Annotated in this window: 15 protein-coding genes; 14 read left to right on the top strand and 1 reads right to left on the bottom strand. The window is 34.4% G+C overall.

The features are described from left to right. The first annotated feature begins 5 nt into the window (after window positions 1-5). The 14 genes from WKT10_RS04520 (at window position 6) to WKT10_RS04455 (ending at window position 15,979) form a co-directional block, all read left to right on the top strand. Window positions 6-791 carry an ABC transporter permease gene (locus WKT10_RS04520; RefSeq protein ID WP_340275758.1) on the top strand — a complete coding sequence of 262 codons (786 nt, stop codon included), beginning with the start codon at window positions 6-8 and terminating at the stop codon, window positions 789-791. A gap of 22 nt (window positions 792-813) precedes the next feature. Beyond that, window positions 814-2,895: a glycosyltransferase gene (locus tag WKT10_RS04515; protein WP_340275756.1), complete on the top strand. Its 2,082-nt coding sequence runs from the start codon at window positions 814-816 to the stop codon at window positions 2,893-2,895. Then, window positions 2,895-4,184 carry an ABC transporter ATP-binding protein gene (locus WKT10_RS04510; RefSeq protein WP_340275754.1) on the top strand — a complete coding sequence of 430 codons (1,290 nt, stop codon included), beginning with the start codon at window positions 2,895-2,897 and terminating at the stop codon, window positions 4,182-4,184. The genes WKT10_RS04515 and WKT10_RS04510 overlap by 1 nt, the downstream gene beginning before the upstream one ends. After that, window positions 4,174-5,319 carry a class I SAM-dependent methyltransferase gene (locus tag WKT10_RS04505; RefSeq protein ID WP_340275753.1) on the top strand — a complete coding sequence of 382 codons (1,146 nt, stop codon included), beginning with the start codon at window positions 4,174-4,176 and terminating at the stop codon, window positions 5,317-5,319. The genes WKT10_RS04510 and WKT10_RS04505 overlap by 11 nt, the downstream gene beginning before the upstream one ends. 186 nt (window positions 5,320-5,505) lie before the next feature. Then, the gene (locus WKT10_RS04500; protein ID WP_340275751.1) at window positions 5,506-6,816 is read left to right on the top strand and encodes a hypothetical protein; all 1,311 of its coding nucleotides are present in this window, start codon (window positions 5,506-5,508) and stop codon (window positions 6,814-6,816) included. A gap of 20 nt (window positions 6,817-6,836) precedes the next feature. Next, entirely contained in the window at window positions 6,837-7,334 is a 498-nt protein-coding gene (locus WKT10_RS04495; RefSeq protein ID WP_340275749.1) for a hypothetical protein, read from the top strand. A gap of 21 nt (window positions 7,335-7,355) precedes the next feature. Then, complete coding sequence (locus WKT10_RS04490; protein ID WP_340275747.1) at window positions 7,356-8,069, top strand: glycosyltransferase; 714 nt, start codon at window positions 7,356-7,358, stop codon at window positions 8,067-8,069. Next, window positions 8,069-9,001 (top strand): NAD(P)-dependent oxidoreductase, encoded by a 933-nt coding sequence (locus WKT10_RS04485; RefSeq protein ID WP_340275745.1) that lies wholly within the window; start codon window positions 8,069-8,071, stop codon window positions 8,999-9,001. The genes WKT10_RS04490 and WKT10_RS04485 overlap by 1 nt, the downstream gene beginning before the upstream one ends. 25 nt (window positions 9,002-9,026) lie before the next feature. Continuing rightward, on the top strand, window positions 9,027-10,178 hold the full coding sequence (locus tag WKT10_RS04480) for an FAD-dependent oxidoreductase (protein ID WP_340275743.1): 1,152 nt from the start codon (window positions 9,027-9,029) through the stop codon (window positions 10,176-10,178). Continuing rightward, the gene (locus WKT10_RS04475) at window positions 10,171-11,100 is read left to right on the top strand and encodes a glycosyltransferase (RefSeq protein ID WP_340275741.1); all 930 of its coding nucleotides are present in this window, start codon (window positions 10,171-10,173) and stop codon (window positions 11,098-11,100) included. Before WKT10_RS04480 ends, WKT10_RS04475 begins: the two co-directional genes overlap by 8 nt. 104 nt (window positions 11,101-11,204) lie before the next feature. Further along, window positions 11,205-12,275 carry a mannose-1-phosphate guanylyltransferase gene (locus WKT10_RS04470; RefSeq protein ID WP_340275739.1) on the top strand — a complete coding sequence of 357 codons (1,071 nt, stop codon included), beginning with the start codon at window positions 11,205-11,207 and terminating at the stop codon, window positions 12,273-12,275. A gap of 12 nt (window positions 12,276-12,287) precedes the next feature. Continuing rightward, window positions 12,288-13,322, top strand: coding sequence for a GDP-mannose 4,6-dehydratase (gene gmd / locus WKT10_RS04465; RefSeq protein WP_340275737.1), 1,035 nt, complete (start codon window positions 12,288-12,290; stop codon window positions 13,320-13,322). Between the two features lie 15 nt (window positions 13,323-13,337). Beyond that, window positions 13,338-14,282: a GDP-mannose 4,6-dehydratase gene (locus WKT10_RS04460; RefSeq protein WP_340275735.1), complete on the top strand. Its 945-nt coding sequence runs from the start codon at window positions 13,338-13,340 to the stop codon at window positions 14,280-14,282. Further along, window positions 14,282-15,979, top strand: a complete 1,698-nt coding sequence (locus tag WKT10_RS04455) for a phospho-sugar mutase (protein WP_340275733.1) — start codon at window positions 14,282-14,284, stop codon at window positions 15,977-15,979. The genes WKT10_RS04460 and WKT10_RS04455 overlap by 1 nt, the downstream gene beginning before the upstream one ends. A 110-nt stretch (window positions 15,980-16,089) precedes the next feature. Here WKT10_RS04455 and WKT10_RS04450 read toward each other — a convergent pair whose 3' ends face one another. After that, complete coding sequence (locus WKT10_RS04450; protein ID WP_340275731.1) at window positions 16,090-18,303, bottom strand: hypothetical protein; 2,214 nt, start codon at window positions 18,301-18,303, stop codon at window positions 16,090-16,092. Window positions 18,304-18,380 lie beyond the last annotated feature (77 nt).

The raw sequence follows: 18,380 nt of genomic DNA, 5'->3' as shown, positions 1-18,380 counted from the left end.
AAAAAATGCATATAGTATTAAAAATTAGAGAATTAGTTTTATACAGAGAGATGATTTATAGTCTTGTACGCAGAGATTTAAAAGGCAGATATAAAGGTTCCGTATTAGGCTTTTTATGGACATTTTTGAATCCATTATTTCAGCTAATGGTTTATACACTTGTATTTTCTGTTATTATGAAAAATAATATTGAAAAATATTATTTATTTTTATTCGTCGCGTTAGTACCATGGATGTTTTTCAGTGCAGCTTTAAATACAGGTTCTACTTGCATTTTAGGCCAATCAGATATGATAAATAAAATATATTTTCCCAGAGAAATTCTTCCGATAGCAAATGTAACAAGTGGATTTGTAAATATGCTTTTAAGCTTTTTGGTAGTTCTTGGGATTTTAATTATTTCTGGGTTCGGACTCAATATACAAGCTTTATTATATTTACCAATGATTATGGTAATTGAATTTATTTTAACATTAGGATTGGTTTTTCTTGTTTCATCAATTACAGTTTATCTAAGGGATTTATCTTATATTTTAACAATTATTACTATGGCGTGGCAATTTCTGACTCCGGTAATGTACTCTTCAGAAGATGTTCCAAGAGAGTTGCTACCAATTTTCAATTTAAATCCAATGACGGCAATTACGGAAGCATATAGGGATATTTTATACTATAAGGCTATACCGGAGATGGGGACTTTATGCCAAGCGTTGGTATATGGGATTGTTTTTTTAGTTTTGGGATTTGTTATTTTTGATAAATTACAGAGAGGTTTTGCAGAAGAATTATAAACAGTGGAGGATAAGAGCTGCTATGAGCGTAGTTGTTACAAAAAAAGTTACGATTGTGATACCAGTATATAAAGATTGGTCTACATTGAAGCTATGTATATCTTCATTAAAATCTTGTGTTAGTGATAGAAACAAGGTGTTACTCATAAATGATATGGGGCCAGATTGGGAAAAGATAGAAAACAATATTTTAAGTGAAATTGAAGGTTATGAAAATTTTCAATATTTTAGAAATGATAAAAATCTAGGTTTTGTTAAAACATGCAACAGAGCAGTTTTTGAACTTGATCATTCAGAAAATGATATACTACTATTAAATTCTGATACAGAGGTTACACCTGGATTTTTGGAAGAAATGCAGAGTGTTCTTTATGCTGCGGAAAAACATGGAGTAGTATGTCCTCGAAGTAATAATGCTACATTATTGACAATACCGGTAAAAAATGAATTAAATAGAAATATCACAGCAAGTGAAAGTTACTCAGTCTATTTACAAATAAAAGATTCTCTTCCAAAACAGCAGGTAATGCCAACAGGAGTGGGATTTGCGTTCCTCATTAAGAGAGAATTGATAAAACAATATGGTTTATTTGATGAAATATATAGTCCTGGATATAATGAAGAAAATGATTTTTGTATGAGAATTAATCAGTATGGATTTAATGTTTTAATGGCGAATAGAGCCTATGTATTTCATCATGAATCAAGAAGCTTCGGTGAAAAAAAGCATAAATTAGATGAGGAACATGCGCGTATATTATCTAAGCGCTACCCATATTATTGGAATCGAGTTGATTTGTATTTTTCAGCACAAATGAGTGTGGTAGATTATTATGCAGATTTGTTATCAGATGAGATATATCCTAAGAAGAGAATTCTTATTAGTTTATATGAAATGCCAGCTGCGTATAATGGTACTGCACAGCATGGTTTATTGTTATTAGAAAACTTTTATCGTTTATTTAAAGATAAATATGAGATTGGTGTTTTAGTTAATGCGGCAGCTAATGATTTTTTTGACATTTCATCTCGTTATCCGAATGTTTTTTTGCCAGAACAATTAACTCAAAGATATCATCTCGCATATGTACCTTCCCAGATTATTCATATAGAACATTTACATATTTTAAATAGGGTATGTGTTAGATATGCTTTCTGTATGCAGGATATTATATCTATTCGAAGTAGTTACTTGTTGGTAGAAGATTGGGAACGTGAAGCAGTTTTCCGAAAGTCTATTAAATATTGTAGTGGAATAGTACCATTCAGTCATTTTTCATTAGATGATATGGTGGACTATTATAGTGAGGAGTTTGATAAAAGAAAAATTTATACTAAAATTGTTTATTTGGCGGGTGTAGAAGATCAGATTGAAAATACAGATGCAGTTTTCGAATTGCCATATACGGAGTATTTTGTTGTTTTGGGTAATCAATATAAACATAAAAACCTTGATCTCATAATCGATAGTTTGCATACTTCTAAACATAATTTTATTATTATTGGAAGCAAGAATGATGGTAATATAACAGAAAATATTTTTGGATATAAGAGTGGGAATTTAAGCAATGATTTTTTGCATAGTATTCTTCAAAATTCAATAGGAATTATATTCCCAAGTGTTTATGAAGGATTTGGATTACCGATTTTAAATGCTATAAATTACAATAAAAAAATTATAATTAATAATAACCCTCTTAATAGAGAACAAGTGGACGTTTTGAAATATTATAAAAATAATATTTATTTGTTTGACGGTGGAGAGGAGATTGAGGAGTATTTAGATAAGATAAAGCGAGACCCTGTACCACAATTTGACAGGGCCAATTATAAAGAACGTACCTGGACGAATGTTGCAGAGGAAGTAGAGAAGGCTTTGGAGGAGATTTTAAAAGAAGACGTTGATTTAGATGTTTTAAAACAAAGATGGGAGGAAATGCGATATCTTGAGAGAGTCCATCGGTGTTATATGCCATCTCAAATTACTAAGTATAAAATTAGTGTTAGGACCAGAGTTATATCAATATTAAAAAATTATTTTCCAATGATATATAAGATTTTAAAAAACATTAGAAGAAAAGTATACGAGAAAGCGGTAAAGTAATGGATAGTAAGTATATAATAGAAGTCAAAAATGTTAAAAAAAAATTCAAAGTATATGCCGATAAAGGCAGTACAATGAAAGAACGTATTACATCTTGGAAAAGAAATAAATATGAATTGAAATGGGTGTTGAATGGAATTAGTTTCAATGTAAAAAAGGGTGAATCAATTGGGCTAATTGGACAAAATGGTTGCGGAAAAAGTACAACATTAAAAATCCTGACAAGGATTATGTATCCAGATTTAGGCGAGGTAAAAATTAACGGCAGAGTATCTAGTTTATTAGAATTAGGTGCAGGATTCCATCCAGATATGACGGGAATAGAGAACATATACATTAATGCATCTATATTTGGACTGTCAAAAAAAGAGATAGATGCCCGTTTAAAAGATATTGTAGATTTTGCAGAATTAGGAGAATATATTACTAATCCAGTCCGAACATATTCTTCGGGAATGTATATGCGCCTGGCATTTGCTGTTGCAATTAATGTAAATGCGGACATTTTATTAATTGATGAAATACTTGCGGTTGGAGATGTTAATTTTCAAACCAAGTGTTTTAATAAATTAATGGACATCAAAAAAGCTGGAACAACAATTGTTTTAGTTTCCCATTCTACAGATCAGATAGAAAGAGTTTGTGACCGCAGCATATGGCTACAGGACGGATATATTCGTATGGATGGTTCTCCACGAGAAGTTCATAGAGAATATCTGAAATTTATGGGTGAAAGTAGAAAAGAAGTAACAAAGGAGGATATTATCCCAGAAATAAGCGATGAGGCGGAAAATAACATTAAAGAGCCAGAGGATAAAAAGTCAGAAAGTTCTGGCGTATATGATCGTCGCGGGTCGGGAGAAGCAAGGATAATAAAAGTTGATACAATAAATCAAAAGGGAGAAAAGCAAAGTGTATTTGAACTGGGTGAAGCAATTATATTTAAAGTAAATTATAAAGTGTTAAAAACAGTTAAAGATGCATATTTTGGTCTTAGTATTTTTAAAAGTGATGGAACTCTATGCTATGGAACCAATATGATTGTAGAAGGTATGAAACGGATTGATTTGAGAGAAAATGGTGAATTTTCTATGATATTTGATCAATTACAGCTGATGCAGGGAAGATATTATGTAGATGTATGTATTGCAGTAGGTTCAGATGAAATGATAGATTATTGTGATACAGTTGCACCATTTGAAGTTTTTCAAATTAATAAAGAAGTGGGGACTTTTTCTATGCCACACAGATGGCAGCTTAATAATGGGATAATAGAAAATGAAGTATGAAGAGGTAATTGAAAAAGGCGCAAATGAAGCACACAATATAATATTGGAACAGATTCGTCCAGGAAGTAAAGTTCTTGAGTTTGGTTCGGCTGGAGGACGAATGACGAAAATTTTAAAAAATGAAATGGATTGTTGTGTATTCATAGTGGAATATGAAAGATGTGCTTTTAAGAAAGCAATGGAATTTGCTGATAAGGGGCTTTGTAGTGATATTGAGCAATTAAAATGGAAACGTAGATGGAAACACCACAAGTTTGATTATATCATTTTCGCAGACGTTTTAGAACATTTGAGAGATCCCTTGTCGGTATTAAGTGAAACATATGACTTATTGAAAAATGATGGTTCTGTTTTAATATCAATACCTAATGTTGCACATAATGATATACTCATTAAGCTATATAATAATCATTTTGATTATACCAACATAGGTATTCTTGATAATACACATTTACACTTTTGGGCTGAAGAAAATCTAGAAGAATTTGAAAGAAAAACAGAGTATCAAATCTATGATCTTCAATATAAAACGATACCAACGTGGACAACAGAGCAATTTCAAAGCTGTTCTAAAAATTGTTTGAAATTGCTACAAGAATTATTACCTCAGCGAATAAATGGGGAAGTTTATCAGTTTATTTTAAACTTAAAGAAAAAAGAGTATATGCAAAAAGAGGGTTTATTCAGGAAAACGCAGCAGGCAAAAAGAGGATATTGTCTGGGACGTTTATATTATGACAGAGGTAATGGATTTTCACAAGTAGATAGTAAAACGGTCATTGCAAATATAGATGAAAATGGAAGATATTATGTAAAAATTAAAGAGAAACTTGATGATAATGTGCAACGGCTTAGATATGATATGTTAGAGGGAGAAGGCTGCGTAGTTTATGGCTTATGTGCTATGCTAGATGGTCTAGAAGAGGCACAAATTATAAGTGAATATTTAGAAAATTCAAATAAAATTATGCTTTTGGATTCGGAAGATCCACAACTTGTATTTGATAATACAAATGGTAAGAGCATAGAAATAACGATGGAATTTTCTATTTCAAAAAATGATATTTGTGAGTTTTATAGAGAGATATGCGAGGAATTATCTTTGAAATTTAATAAAATTGAGAAAAACAAATAATTCTAACAGATATATGGTTATTACCATAAATGAGCAGATTTGAAAAAGTGTATAAAATCTGTCTTGTCTTCGAAAGGATGTACATATAGAGTTAAAGTTTCTTTTGCGCTCATATATTACAGATTGGATTGTGAAAAATCTGATATTTGCTTATTATAGGCTATTTTTAAAAAACGAGGAAAGTGTATGAATAAAAAACGAGAAAGAGTAATTGGAATTTTTATAATAATACTTTTAATATATCATTGTCTAATGTTCCCAGCAAGAGATGATTTATATTATATGCACACATTGGATGATATGGGATTATGGTCATTTCTGTTCAATAGATATAATACATGGTCCTCGCGAGTAGTTAGTGAAAGTTTGGGAGCATTGTTATTGGCATTTCCAACATTTGTATGGAAGATATTGGATATCGCAGTGTGGTCTATGATACTTGTTTCTCTTGTGAAATTTTGTGATGATGAATCATCCGACAGTACTTATGCAATTCTATTAAGCTTGATATTGATATATCCATTTGAACATATGGGGACAGCGGGATGGGCTATAACTAATATATTTTATAGTTGGCCTTTGCTATTTACTTTAATTATATTAATTGTATTAAAACGATTTTTTTATGGAAAAAAAGTATTGTTGACCCAAAAAGTAATTTGTGTGCTTTCTGTGATGTTTTGTGGAACAACAGAACAGAGTTGGATTGTAATAACTGCACTGTGTGTGGGGCTTATAATTTATAATTTATTAATAAAAAGGAAACAGTATTTTCCATGGATGATTTTATCATTAAATTTTGTTAATCTGGCAATAATTACACTTTCACCAGGTAGTAAAAATAGAATGGTTATTGAAGCAGGAAAATACATGCCGGAGTTTTTTACATTGACACTTATAGATAAGATTAATGCTGGAATTATAAGCACTATGAGTTTTTTTCTTTTAAGATTTGATGTAATATTCTTTCTTTTTTGTATAGTTATAGTTTTTAATGTTAATGAGAAAATTAAAAATGTATATATACAAACATTAACAATGATTCCCTGTATTATAAATATTCTATTTGGATTATTTTCTACTGAATTAGCAAGAAGTTATCATCAAATTATTTTTTTACTAAATGAAAATTTGATTAATGCTAATAATTATGAAAGATTTAATTCGTACATTCCGTTATTAATTTATTTATGGATAATATGTATTTTAGTTATGGGTATTTATATATCATTTGATGATAAAAAAATAGCATTTATGAATATTTTTATTTTAGGTGCTGCTTTTTGCTCTCGTATTGCAATGGGATTTTCACCTACATTATATGCATCGGCTGAAAGAACTTTTATCTTTGCGTATTTTTCACTTATTATTTGTACTTTCTTATTATACAACAATTTAACTGGAAAAAGGACGCAATTATTTGTAAAAAGGGTATTAATCTTAAGTGCGATGTTAATGGTATGTCATCAGATTGTAAGTATCGAATTATATAGATAAAATAATTAAGGAAAATAGTTATGATAAAAAATACACAAAAACAAATAATATCATATTATATTTTGTTTATTATATGTAATTGTTATATTTTAATGTTATTTTATAATAATAGACAAAATAAGTTTGTGAACTTTGAAACTATAGATCAAATTATTGATGATGATAATGTTCATGTTGATGAGATTGTTTTGAATAAAGAAATTGTTGAAATTCGCGGATGGAAAATAGATACGGAAGACAAGAGTAATATATTTAATATGGAGGTGGTTTTGGAGGAATTAGAAAATCAAGAATATATTAAAGTACCGACTGTGATGGAAAAAAGAGAGGATATTTCATATTATTTCGGTAATGATACACATTATGAAAATTCAGGTTTCGTAGGAAGAATTTTGATATCGAATTTAAATAATAGTAAGTATAGAGTTTGTATTTTGAAGAGAAATGAACAAGATATATGTTTATATCTAACGAACACCATTTTTTTATATAACGAAGGAAACTTGGTAGTACAATAATGTTTAATATGAGGTAGCATTATGATGACATATAATATTATTTTTCCTGTTTTAAATGAGGAGTTGCGATTAGAACGGGGAATAGAGGGAATTGAAAGATTTCTGTTAGAAAATAACAAAAATAATTTTTATATTACGATAGTAGACAATGGATCAACAGATAAAACTTGGGAATTATGTAATAATTTGAAGAAAATATATTCTAATATAGAAACAATACATATAGAAACAAAAGGAGTTGGGGCAGCGGTACGAGAGGGAGTTAAGAATAATATTTGCGATATTGTGGGTTATATGGATATTGATTTATCAACAGAGTTAAACGCAATATTAAAAATGGAAGCAGAATTTGAAAAAGATAAAGAACTAGATATTGTTAATGCATCTCGATACAATAAAAATTCGATATTAATTGGACGAACTAAAATACGAAATAGTATTTCATACATTCTAGTTGCTTTATTAAAGATAGTTTTTAAAATGAAGGCAACTGATGCTATATGCGGCTTTAAATTTTATAGAAAAAGCGTAATAGAGGAGTTACTTGCAGAATCTAGCAGTGAGGCTGGGTGGTTCTTAATGATAGAAGTATTATTAAGAGCAGAAAGAAAAAATTTGAAAATTTTTGAACTTCCAGTTACATGGATATTCGAGGAACATACTAAGGTTAAAATCCTAAAAGTCACATGGAATTACCTTGTTCATATTATACAATTGAAAAGGAAATTAAAATAATGGATGTATTAGTTGGGTATACAGGGTTTGTTGGTTCTAATATTGCAAAAAAGCATTGCTTTGATTTGCTGGTTAATTCTAAAAATGTAGAAATGGCTTATGATAGTGAGCCTGATTTACTTGTTTATGCGGGAGTGACAGGAACTAAGTGGCTTGCGAATAAATATCCGGATGAAGATCTGAAAATTATAAATGATGCATTTAAAAATATTAAAAAAATATCTCCTAAAAAATTAGTTCTTATATCTACTGTAGATATATATGACAAATTAGAGTTTGTGGATGAAGATTATATGCCGGATAAGACAAAACTTCATACATATGGATATAATCGTTATTGTTTAGAGCAGAAAGTCTTAAATAGTTATAATAATGTTCGAATTGTGCGTCTGCCAGCACTTTTTGGTGATAATATAAGAAAAAATTTTATATACGATGTTATTCATTTAATTCCTCCGATACTTACAGTTGATGTATATGAACAACTTAGGAAAGAATGTGAATATATATCGAATAAATATAGTTATGATGATGTATATCGTTTATTTAGAATTTGCTCCTTAGATCGAGAAAGTAACTGGAAGTTACGTGAGTGGTTTAAAAAAAATGAATTTAATGCATTAAATTTTACAAATATAAAAAGTAGTTATCAATTTTATGATTTGAGAAATTTATGGGATGACATCCAGAAAATACAGAAATTGAATGGTACTATTTTTAATTTTGTTACGGAACCTTTATTTGTAGAAGAAATTTTAAACAAACTAGGCTATTTAACAACTTCCACTTCCATTGATACAAAAAGAATTAACTACAATATATTTACGAAATACAGTGATTTAAGTGGTTCATATATTTGTACTAAAGATGAAGTTATGAAAGACTTATGTGAGTTTATTGAACAAGAAATTGCAAATATGTTTCCATATTAATACAATATAAGAAAGGTGTAGGGTTATGGAAGTTGATAAAGTGATAATTGGCGGCGGACTTTATGGATTATATTCAGTTCTTTTATGTGCCCAAAATGGTCAGAATGTAGTTTTACTGGAGTATGAGTCAAATTCATTTGAACGTGCAACATATATTAATCAGGCTCGTGTTCATATGGGATACCATTATCCAAGAAGTTATTCCACTGCAATTAAATCTGCACATTACTTTGAAAGGTTTATTCATGATTATCCAGAATGTATATTAAGTGATTTTGATCAGATATATGCTACCTCCTCTAATTTTTCGTGGACAAACGCAGAGCAATTTAAAAAATTTTGTAGAGATGCAGAAATTAAATGTGAGGAGATTTCTCCCAATAAATATTTCCAAAAAGGTTTATGTGATGGGGCTTTTTTGACAAAGGAATATACATACGATGCAAAAATTTTAAGGGATATGTTATTAGCGGAAATTGCAAAGTATAGCAATGCTAAACTAATCTATAACGCAAGAATTGATCAAATTGTAAAGAGTACAGGAGAGTATGTTGTAAAAATACATGTCGAAAATAATATTATTGATAAAAATTATATTGAATACGCAACACCATTTATTCTAAATGCGACATATGCATCAGTAAATCAAATTTGTGCTAAAATGGGGTATACACCATTTGAAATTAAATATGAATTATGTGAAATTATATTGTGTAATGTAAGCCCTAATTTAAAAAATGTTGGGTTAACTGTTATGGATGGTCCTTTTTTTTCAATAATGCCGTTCGGAAAGACGGGTTATCATTCGCTTACTTCGGTTACATTTACACCACATATGACAAGTTATAATGAGGTGCCAACTTTTGCATGTCAAAAATTAGCACATAATGATTTTTGTTCACCTAACCAACTTGGTAATTGCAATGTATGCTCTTTTAAACCAGAAAGTTCTTGGGAATATATGTCAGGTTTAGCGCACAAATATATGAAACCTGAATATGAATTTAGATTTTGTGAGTCATTGTTTTCAATGAAACCAATATTAAAGGCTTCCGAAATAGATGATTCACGTCCAACTGTTATAAAAGAGCATTCTGATTCACCAAAATTTGTTAGTGTATTGTCTGGAAAAATAAATACAGTGTATGATTTGGATGAGGTGTTGTTAAATGATTAATAAAGAAAATAATTTTATATCAGCGGTTATCTATTTACAAAAAGATGAAACTAATATTGATAGATTTTTGAATATGTTATATTCTGTTTTAGAGGCTAATTTTAAAAAATACGAGATAATTTGTGTGTCAAATTATTTTGATGAGAGAACCATTAAACAGTTAAAACAATTTAAAGATATTTATGAAAAGGTAAATATTAGTTTTATTCGTTTAGATAAAAATCAAGGATTAGAGGAATGTATGAATGCAGGAATTGATCTTGCTATAGGAGATTTTGTATTTGAATTTGATTCTTGTTATATTGATTACGATCCACATATTATTTTAGATGTATATAAAAAATTATTAGAAGGTTATGATGTTGTTTCGGCTACTCCTCCTCAGACAACAAGCAAGATTTCATCTAGAGTATTTTATGGAATATACAATTATTTTTCTAATACAAAAAAAATAACAACGGAGCGTTTTAGGATAATATCGAGAAGGGCATTGAACAGAGTATCGGGATATAATAAAAATATTCCCTACAGAAAAGCTGTATATGCATCAGTTGGACTATCAACGTTTCATTTAAATTATACATTGACAGACAGAGCTAGTGGAATAGTACAGAATGATATTCAAAAGAAAAATGTAGCATTAGATTCTCTGATATTATTCACAAATATTGCGTATAAAGTATCATTTGCCTTCTCTATTATCATGGCATTTTTTATGTTTGGAACAGGCGTATATACGGTTGCCGTATATTTTAGCGCACAAAAGCCTGTTGAAGGATGGGCACCTATTATGGGGTTGATATCTGCTGGTTTTTCTGCTATGTTTTTTATCCTCACAATACTTATAAAATATATGGATTTGATTTTAAGATTTGTTTTTAAAAAACAAAAATATACAGTTGTGAATATAGAAAAATTATAGTATAAGTTTTTATATGTGAATAATAATTAAACGTTCAGTTTAAAACGGTTTGGAATGAAAGTATTATAATATACTGTTGATATACAGTAGAATGGAGTGCGATCATGAAAGTTACAGCACTGATCATGGCAGGCGGTCGTGGGGAGCGTTTCTGGCCCAGAAGCCGCAAGAGCCTGCCGAAGCAGTTTTTATCTCTGACAGATGACGGAAAGACGATGATTCAGCTGACCGTAGAGCGAATTTCGCCGTTGGTTGAGCTGGAGGATATCTATATTGCCACGAATAAGGATTACAAGCAGCTGGCTCTGGAGCAGCTGCCGGGAATTCCGGAGGAAAACATCCTCTGTGAGCCTATAGGCCGCAATACAGCGCCCTGTATTGGTCTGGGGGCAGTTCATATTTCTAAAAAGTATGAGGATGCAGTGATGCTAGTGCTTCCCTCCGACCATTTGATTAAATTTAATAAGATGTATTTGTCCACGATAAAGGATGCCTGTGCGCTGGCAGAGGAAAATACCAATCTGATTACCATCGGTATCACTCCGGATTATCCGGAAACCGGTTACGGATATATTAAGTTTGATTCCCGTGAGATGGAGGGACGGGCCTTTAAGGTAGACCGTTTTGTGGAAAAGCCTACCCTGGAGGTTGCCAAGGAGTATCTGGCAAGTGAAGAATACCTCTGGAACAGCGGTATGTTTATATGGAAGGTTTCTTCGATTCTTAAAAATATGCAGAAATTTATGCCGGATACCTACAGCCATCTGATGACAGTTAAGGAGTCTATTGGTACTCCGGAGCAGGAGATGGTGCTTGATAAGGAATTCCATGCCATGGAATCTCAGTCTATTGATTATGGCATTATGGAAAAGGCGGAGAATATCTATATTCTTCCCGGTACCTTTGGCTGGGATGATGTGGGTTCTTGGCTGGCAGTGGAGCGGATCAAAAAAACAAATGAGTTTGGAAATGTGGTTAATGGGAATATTATCACAGTAAATACCAGAGACTGCATCATTCAGGGCGGAAAGAAGCTGATTGCCACAGTTGGTCTGGATGATTTGATCGTAGTGGATACAGAGGACGCTACTTTGATTTGTGCCAAGGACAGCGCCGGTGATATAAAGAAGGTTTTGGAAAATCTGAAAATCTGCAACAGAGATGAATATATTTAAGGAGATAAAAAAATGAAGAATGCATTGATTACAGGAATTACAGGTCAGGATGGTTCTTATCTGGCAGAGCTTCTGCTGGAGAAGGGATACAATGTTTATGGAATTATGAGAAGAAAAAGCGTTGTGGATTACGGCAATGTGGAGCATATTAAGGATAAGATTCATTTTATCTATGCTGACATGACCGACGTGATCTCTCTGATTAACGCTATGAGAATTTCTCAGGCAGATGAGGTTTACAATCTGGCAGCCCAGTCCTTTGTGGCAACCAGCTGGGAGCAGCCTATCGCTACAGCAGATATTGACGCTATCGGTGTTACCAATATGCTGGAGGCAATCCGCACTGTAAAGCCCTCTGCTCATTTCTATCAGGCTTCTACCAGTGAGATGTTCGGACTGGTTCAGGAGATGCCTCAGACAGAGAAAACTCCATTTTACCCAAGAAGCCCCTACGGTGTTGCCAAGCTGTACGGTCACTGGATTACTAAGAATTACCGTGAGAGCTACGGACTTTATGCGTGCAGCGGTATCCTGTTTAACCATGAGAGTGAGCGCCGGGGCAAGGAGTTTGTTACCAGAAAGATCACAGATGCAGTTGCAAGAATCAAGCAGGGCGTTCAGGAGTATATGGAGCTGGGAAATATGGATTCCAAGCGTGACTGGGGTCATTCTAAGGACTATGTCCGCGCCATGTGGCTGATGCTGCAGCAGGAGACGCCAGACGATTATGTAATCGCTACCAATGAGACTAGAACCGTGCGTGAGTTTGTAGAGACAGCATTTGCCCATGTGGGAATTCAGGTAAAGTGGCAGGGTGAAGGCGTAGATGAGGTAGGAATCAACGCTGAAAACGGTCAGGTGATCGTTAAAGTAAATAAGAAGTTCTTCCGTCCGGCAGAGGTGGATGTGCTTCTGGGTAATCCTGCCAAGGCAGAGGAAAAGCTGGGATGGATCAGAGAGATTCCATTTGCAGAGCTGGTAACCAGAATGGTAGACAATGATATGGCTCTGGTTGAAGAAGAGATTAAGATTGCCAATTTAAAATAAATATTGAGGAAGACTATGAAGAAAGCATTGATTATAGGTGCGGCAGGCTTCGTAGGCAGCTATTTAATAGACCATATACAGAAAAACTGCGTATGGTCTATTGTTGTTACTAAGATGCCGCAGGAAACGATAAAGAAGCAGGGAATTGAGATCTGTGATTTAAATATTCTGGATAAAGAGGCAGTGGCAGCACTGCTGGATGAGATGCGGCCGGATTATATTTTCCATCTTGCGGCCCAGAGCTCTGTAGCTGTGTCCTGGAAGAATCCCGGTCTTACAGTGGATGTGAATATAAAGGGCAGTTTAAATGTACTGGATGCAGTCAGAGCGCTGGATTATAGGCCAAGGGTTCTTCTGATCGGTTCAGGAGAAGAATATGGTCATGTGCATCCGGATGAGATCCCTGTAAATGAGGATAATGTGCTTCGTCCGGGGAATATCTACGCAGCTACAAAGGCCTGTCAGAATATGATCGGGAAGATATATGCACAGGCATATGGGATGGATGTGATGATGGTTCGTGCATTTAATCATGTGGGGCCCAATCAGACACCTGTATTTGTAGTGGCAGATTTCTGCAGGCAGGCGGCAGAAATTGAAAAAGGATTACGCGAATCAGTGATCCGCGTGGGAAATCTGAGTGCAAAGCGGGATTTTTCCGATGTCCGTGATGTGGTTCGGGCATATACAATGCTTATGGAGCAGGGGGCTGCGGGAGAAAGCTACAATGTAGGTTCAGGCCATGCAGTTGCCATTCAGGATATACTGGATATGATTTTGAATTATTCCAAGGCAAAGATCGAAGTTGAGGTGGATCAAAGCCGCCTGCGTCCAGTGGATGTGCCTGTGATTGAGGCGGATATATCTAAGCTGTGCGAGTGTACCGGATGGAAGCGGGAGATTTCACTGGAGCAGACAATTGAAGAGACATTGGATTACTGGCGGAAGGAGCTGACTTGATGTTTACAAAACAGCAGATACAGGAGGAATACATCCGATGGCTGAAGTATGCCGTTGAGGATAAGGATTTAATCGAGGAATTAAAGGAAATGCAGGAGGATGGCGCTAAGCAGGAGGACGCTTTTTACCGCAATCTGGAATTTGGCACCGGCGGTCTGCGCGGAGTGATCGGAGCGGGCACCAATCGTATGAATATTTATACAGTGGCAAAAGCATCCCAGGGTCTGGCAGAGTATGTAAAAAATCATGGAGGCCAGAAGAAGGGGATTGCAGTCAGCTATGATTCACGAATTAAATCTGATGTATTTGCCAGAGTGGCAGCTCAGGTTTTTGCCGGAAATGGAATTCAGGTATATATTTATGATGAACTGATGCCCACCCCTTGTTTGTCCTTTGCGGTTCGCAGGTTGGGGTGTGAAGCTGGGATTATGGTAACCGCTTCACATAACCCGTCTAAATATAACGGCTACAAGGTATATGGTTCCGATGGCTGCCAGATCACCACAGAGGCTGCGGCTGCAATTTTGGATGAAATTGAAGCGGTTGATATATTTGAAGGCATTTTAAAAATGAACTTTGATGAAGCTGTGGATTGCGGACGGATTCGGTGGATTAGTTCAGAGGTTACAGCTGATTTTGTGGATTGCGTGAAGAAACAGAGTGTTCTGGGGGCTCTGGATCAGGTTGATAAGGATGTGGCAATCGTTTACTCTCCTTTAAATGGAACCGGTCTGAAGCCGGTGCTTCGCACTCTCGGAGAGAGCGGTTTTACGAATATTACAGTGGTGAAGGAGCAGGAAGCCCCCGATGGTCATTTTCCCACCTGCCCCTATCCCAATCCGGAGATCCGTGAGGCTATGGCTTTGGGAATTGAGTATGCGAAAGAGCGGGATGCAGATCTTTTACTGGCTACGGACCCGGACTGTGACCGCGTGGGAATCGCGGTAAAGGATGAGCAGGGCAATCATGTTCTTTTGAGCGGAAATGAGACGGGTATGCTTCTTCTTGACTATATCTGCAGCCGCAGAAGAGCCAATGGAACCATGCCCGAGCATCCGGTTATGATAAAGACCATTGTGACCATTGATATGGCGGAACGGATTGCAGCTCATTACGGAGTTGAGACGAAAAATGTGCTGACCGGGTTTAAGTTTATCGGGGAACAGATTGGTCTTTTGGAAGAGAAAGGGCAGGAGAGCAGTTATATTTTCGGATTTGAGGAGAGCTATGGCTATCTCAGCGGCTCTTATGTGAGGGATAAGGATGGAGTAAATGCCGCTTTCCTGATCTGTGAAATGTTTGCTTACTATAAGGCTCAGGGAATCAGCCTGTGGCAGAAGCTGAAAGAGCTGTATCAGACCTATGGCTACTGCCTGAATACGCTCCATTCCTTTACCTTTGAGGGCGCAGCCGGATTTTTGAGGATGAAGGAAATTATGGCTTCCTTGCGTCAGGGGATTGATATGATTGGCGGTAAAAGGGTGCTGGAGTGCCTTGATTATTCCCGGGGACTGGATGGCCTTCCGAAATCGGATGTACTGAAATTTATGCTGGAGGATTATTGCTCTGTGGTGATTCGGCCTTCAGGAACAGAGCCTAAGATGAAGGTGTATTTGTCTGTGAGTGCGGAGGATATGGAAATGGCTGGTCGGATTGAGGCTGAGATGGCGGAGAGTTTGAAGGGATTTTTTGAATAAGGTTATGGAAAATAAAAAGCATTAGAAAGATACGGCAATATTACTGTTATTCATAGTTGGGAGAAAACATAAATTAAGTGAGCGTTTTCTCCCAATCCATATGCAACAGATTAAATGATTATAAACATTTTGTTTACAAGCTCGGTCATTGCATTTCCGATTTCCTGGGCTAATAATTCCATGAAATTTTCAGAGGAAAACAATTCTAAAAATCCTGTTTGAATTTTTCGGATTATTTCATCATATGTGAAAGATGGTTCATGATAAATATCATTTACCATCTTGTGGACTTTTATATTTCCATAAGACAGATTAAAGGCTACCTTATCAAAGACCATATAAAATTTTTCAGAAGATGCAAAATAATTTCTAAATATTAAGTGTAACACTTGTAATTTCTGTTCTTTAGTTGGCAAATATTCTAATAAAACAGGATTTACATCTGCAAATGCAGAGTCTGTCATAGTTTTTGTGTTGTCAAGCTCCTCTATAAGCCGGTCTAACTCTACTTCTTCTATATTATCTGCCAGAGTTTTGATGGCTTTACTCTCATAAAGATTGGAAAATTCAGGAATATTATTTTTGAGAACCCTTTTTAACATCCCCTTCATATTAATGCTGAAATTCCCGTATACATATGCATTTGTGGTGTATCCTAAACCAATCTGAAGATTTGAATAGTATCGAATTACACTTTGACCATGTATTCTACGTGTATCAGTTATCTGGTAACCGTTTACAGTTGCTTTATCTTGAGTAAGGGTATTTTGTATCTCCATAAATACCTGATTGAGAGTTTTTTTATCTACAGAGATATCTACAGCGGGAAGTTCTGTATTTTTGACAGTAACAAATAAAGGCGATTTTATGCCACTGGGTAATATTTTTAGCTGAGTTTTGTATAATATATCGCTGATTTTTTTATATAGGCCCTCTTTTCTGAAATGCTTTCGCATTTCGTATTTTTGTTGCTTAAGTTCAGGGGTATCAGATTCTTCTTCATTCAATGCAAGCTGAATGGGGTCAATGTTTTCGTCTAAGTACCGGATTGAAAGCCAGCTTGTGCTTTCTTCTTTGAGTGTAGATATATAATCATTAATTTTACTTTCAATGGATGAAATTGCAGGGAATATATGTTTGGTATAGTCTTCCTGCATTAATTCAACTGTATCACGGGTAGATTTATTTATAATGTTGCTGATTGCAATATCTGCTTTAGTAAAAATGACATTGATTGGAATACCAAGTTTTTTTGCTTTACTGCTTTTGGAATTGATAGCTTCACAGCACTTGAAGATAACATCATCTCGTTCTTGCAGACTCATTAAAAGAATAATATTATCTGGACTACAGTTTAAAGCAATATCTAAAGCATCTTTCATAGAATTTCCATCCATACTAATCTGATTCAATCCCATTGTATCGCGGATGCAGAAACGAAGAGGGATTCGTTTATCAAACATATTGCGAAGTTCATGGATCAGTACTTCTCTGGGCCTGCAGACCATGGTCATATTTTCAACAATAAGGCTATAGGGTTCATAGGGATCAAAGAGATGTTGCAGTACTTCTCCACCATAGGGTAAGACATCGTTATATTCAGTACTATATTCCCTTGTGATATCAATGAGATGATCAATTCCCATACATAGTGCTAATCTGTTTTGAATTGCAACACCAATTTCTATGAGCCAATTTTGGTATTTTCTAATTAGCATTTCAGGCAATTCACTCCACATATCTTCCATTACAATACTACGAACCGCTTCCGTACTTACAGTGCGTTTATCAGGTGCTGCTTTTATTCTTTTAACTCGTGCATTAAAGGATTCTTCAGCATTGTCAATGTGGCGCAAGGCAGATTCAACGATTTGTTTAATGGATTCAATAGAGATTTTTGAAGCAATACGTCCAAGATGATATGAGGCATCAGCTGGTTCCAAGATGCCATTCATAAAATTACTGTCGAATGCATCCATTGCTTCTTCAATGTCATAACCATTTGCAACATAGAGTTTGGTAAGCATTTCCATGAACTTAATGTGAATAGGGTTGAAAGAAAAGTCTTTTATGCGAATCTGTAATGCGAAATATTCATTTTTGGTAATTCTCTCGTCAAATAAAAAATCGCAGGGAATAATAGTTGTCTGGCATTTATCACCAACGCCTATAGAGATATATGGGATAATTTTATGATTTACAAGTGTATAAATTAAGGTACTTTTTCCAGAGGAAGTTGGACCAACTACAACAATGGATTGGGCAGACTTAAGTCTTTTGCATGCCTCTATCGGCATAAGTGATGCAATTTTCTGATCGTTCATAAAAAAACTCCTTATCAAAATCAGACATGACTTTAACAAGGAGGTAGGAAAAAATTTGTATGCACAAATAAATAATC

The sequence above is a fragment of the Enterocloster sp. HCN-30185 genome, assembly GCF_037890305.1.
Taxonomy (GTDB): Bacteria; Bacillota; Clostridia; order Lachnospirales; family Lachnospiraceae; genus Enterocloster.
Note: the sequence above shows the minus strand (reverse complement) of the source record. Positions and strands in the feature narration are given on the sequence as shown.

Coding starts and splice junctions, on each gene's coding strand:
- gmd (WP_340275737.1), top strand. CDS start 12,288: ATGAAGAATGCATTGATTACAGGAATTACAGGTCAGGATGGTTCTTAT.
- WKT10_RS04510 (WP_340275754.1), top strand. CDS start 2,895: ATGGATAGTAAGTATATAATAGAAGTCAAAAATGTTAAAAAAAAATTC.
- WKT10_RS04495 (WP_340275749.1), top strand. CDS start 6,837: ATGATAAAAAATACACAAAAACAAATAATATCATATTATATTTTGTTT.
- WKT10_RS04470 (WP_340275739.1), top strand. CDS start 11,205: ATGAAAGTTACAGCACTGATCATGGCAGGCGGTCGTGGGGAGCGTTTC.
- WKT10_RS04475 (WP_340275741.1), top strand. CDS start 10,171: ATGATTAATAAAGAAAATAATTTTATATCAGCGGTTATCTATTTACAA.
- WKT10_RS04480 (WP_340275743.1), top strand. CDS start 9,027: ATGGAAGTTGATAAAGTGATAATTGGCGGCGGACTTTATGGATTATAT.
- WKT10_RS04515 (WP_340275756.1), top strand. CDS start 814: ATGAGCGTAGTTGTTACAAAAAAAGTTACGATTGTGATACCAGTATAT.
- WKT10_RS04455 (WP_340275733.1), top strand. CDS start 14,282: ATGTTTACAAAACAGCAGATACAGGAGGAATACATCCGATGGCTGAAG.
- WKT10_RS04505 (WP_340275753.1), top strand. CDS start 4,174: ATGAAGTATGAAGAGGTAATTGAAAAAGGCGCAAATGAAGCACACAAT.
- WKT10_RS04490 (WP_340275747.1), top strand. CDS start 7,356: ATGATGACATATAATATTATTTTTCCTGTTTTAAATGAGGAGTTGCGA.
- WKT10_RS04460 (WP_340275735.1), top strand. CDS start 13,338: ATGAAGAAAGCATTGATTATAGGTGCGGCAGGCTTCGTAGGCAGCTAT.
- WKT10_RS04450 (WP_340275731.1), bottom strand. CDS start 18,303: ATGAACGATCAGAAAATTGCATCACTTATGCCGATAGAGGCATGCAAA.
- WKT10_RS04520 (WP_340275758.1), top strand. CDS start 6: ATGCATATAGTATTAAAAATTAGAGAATTAGTTTTATACAGAGAGATG.
- WKT10_RS04500 (WP_340275751.1), top strand. CDS start 5,506: ATGAATAAAAAACGAGAAAGAGTAATTGGAATTTTTATAATAATACTT.
- WKT10_RS04485 (WP_340275745.1), top strand. CDS start 8,069: ATGGATGTATTAGTTGGGTATACAGGGTTTGTTGGTTCTAATATTGCA.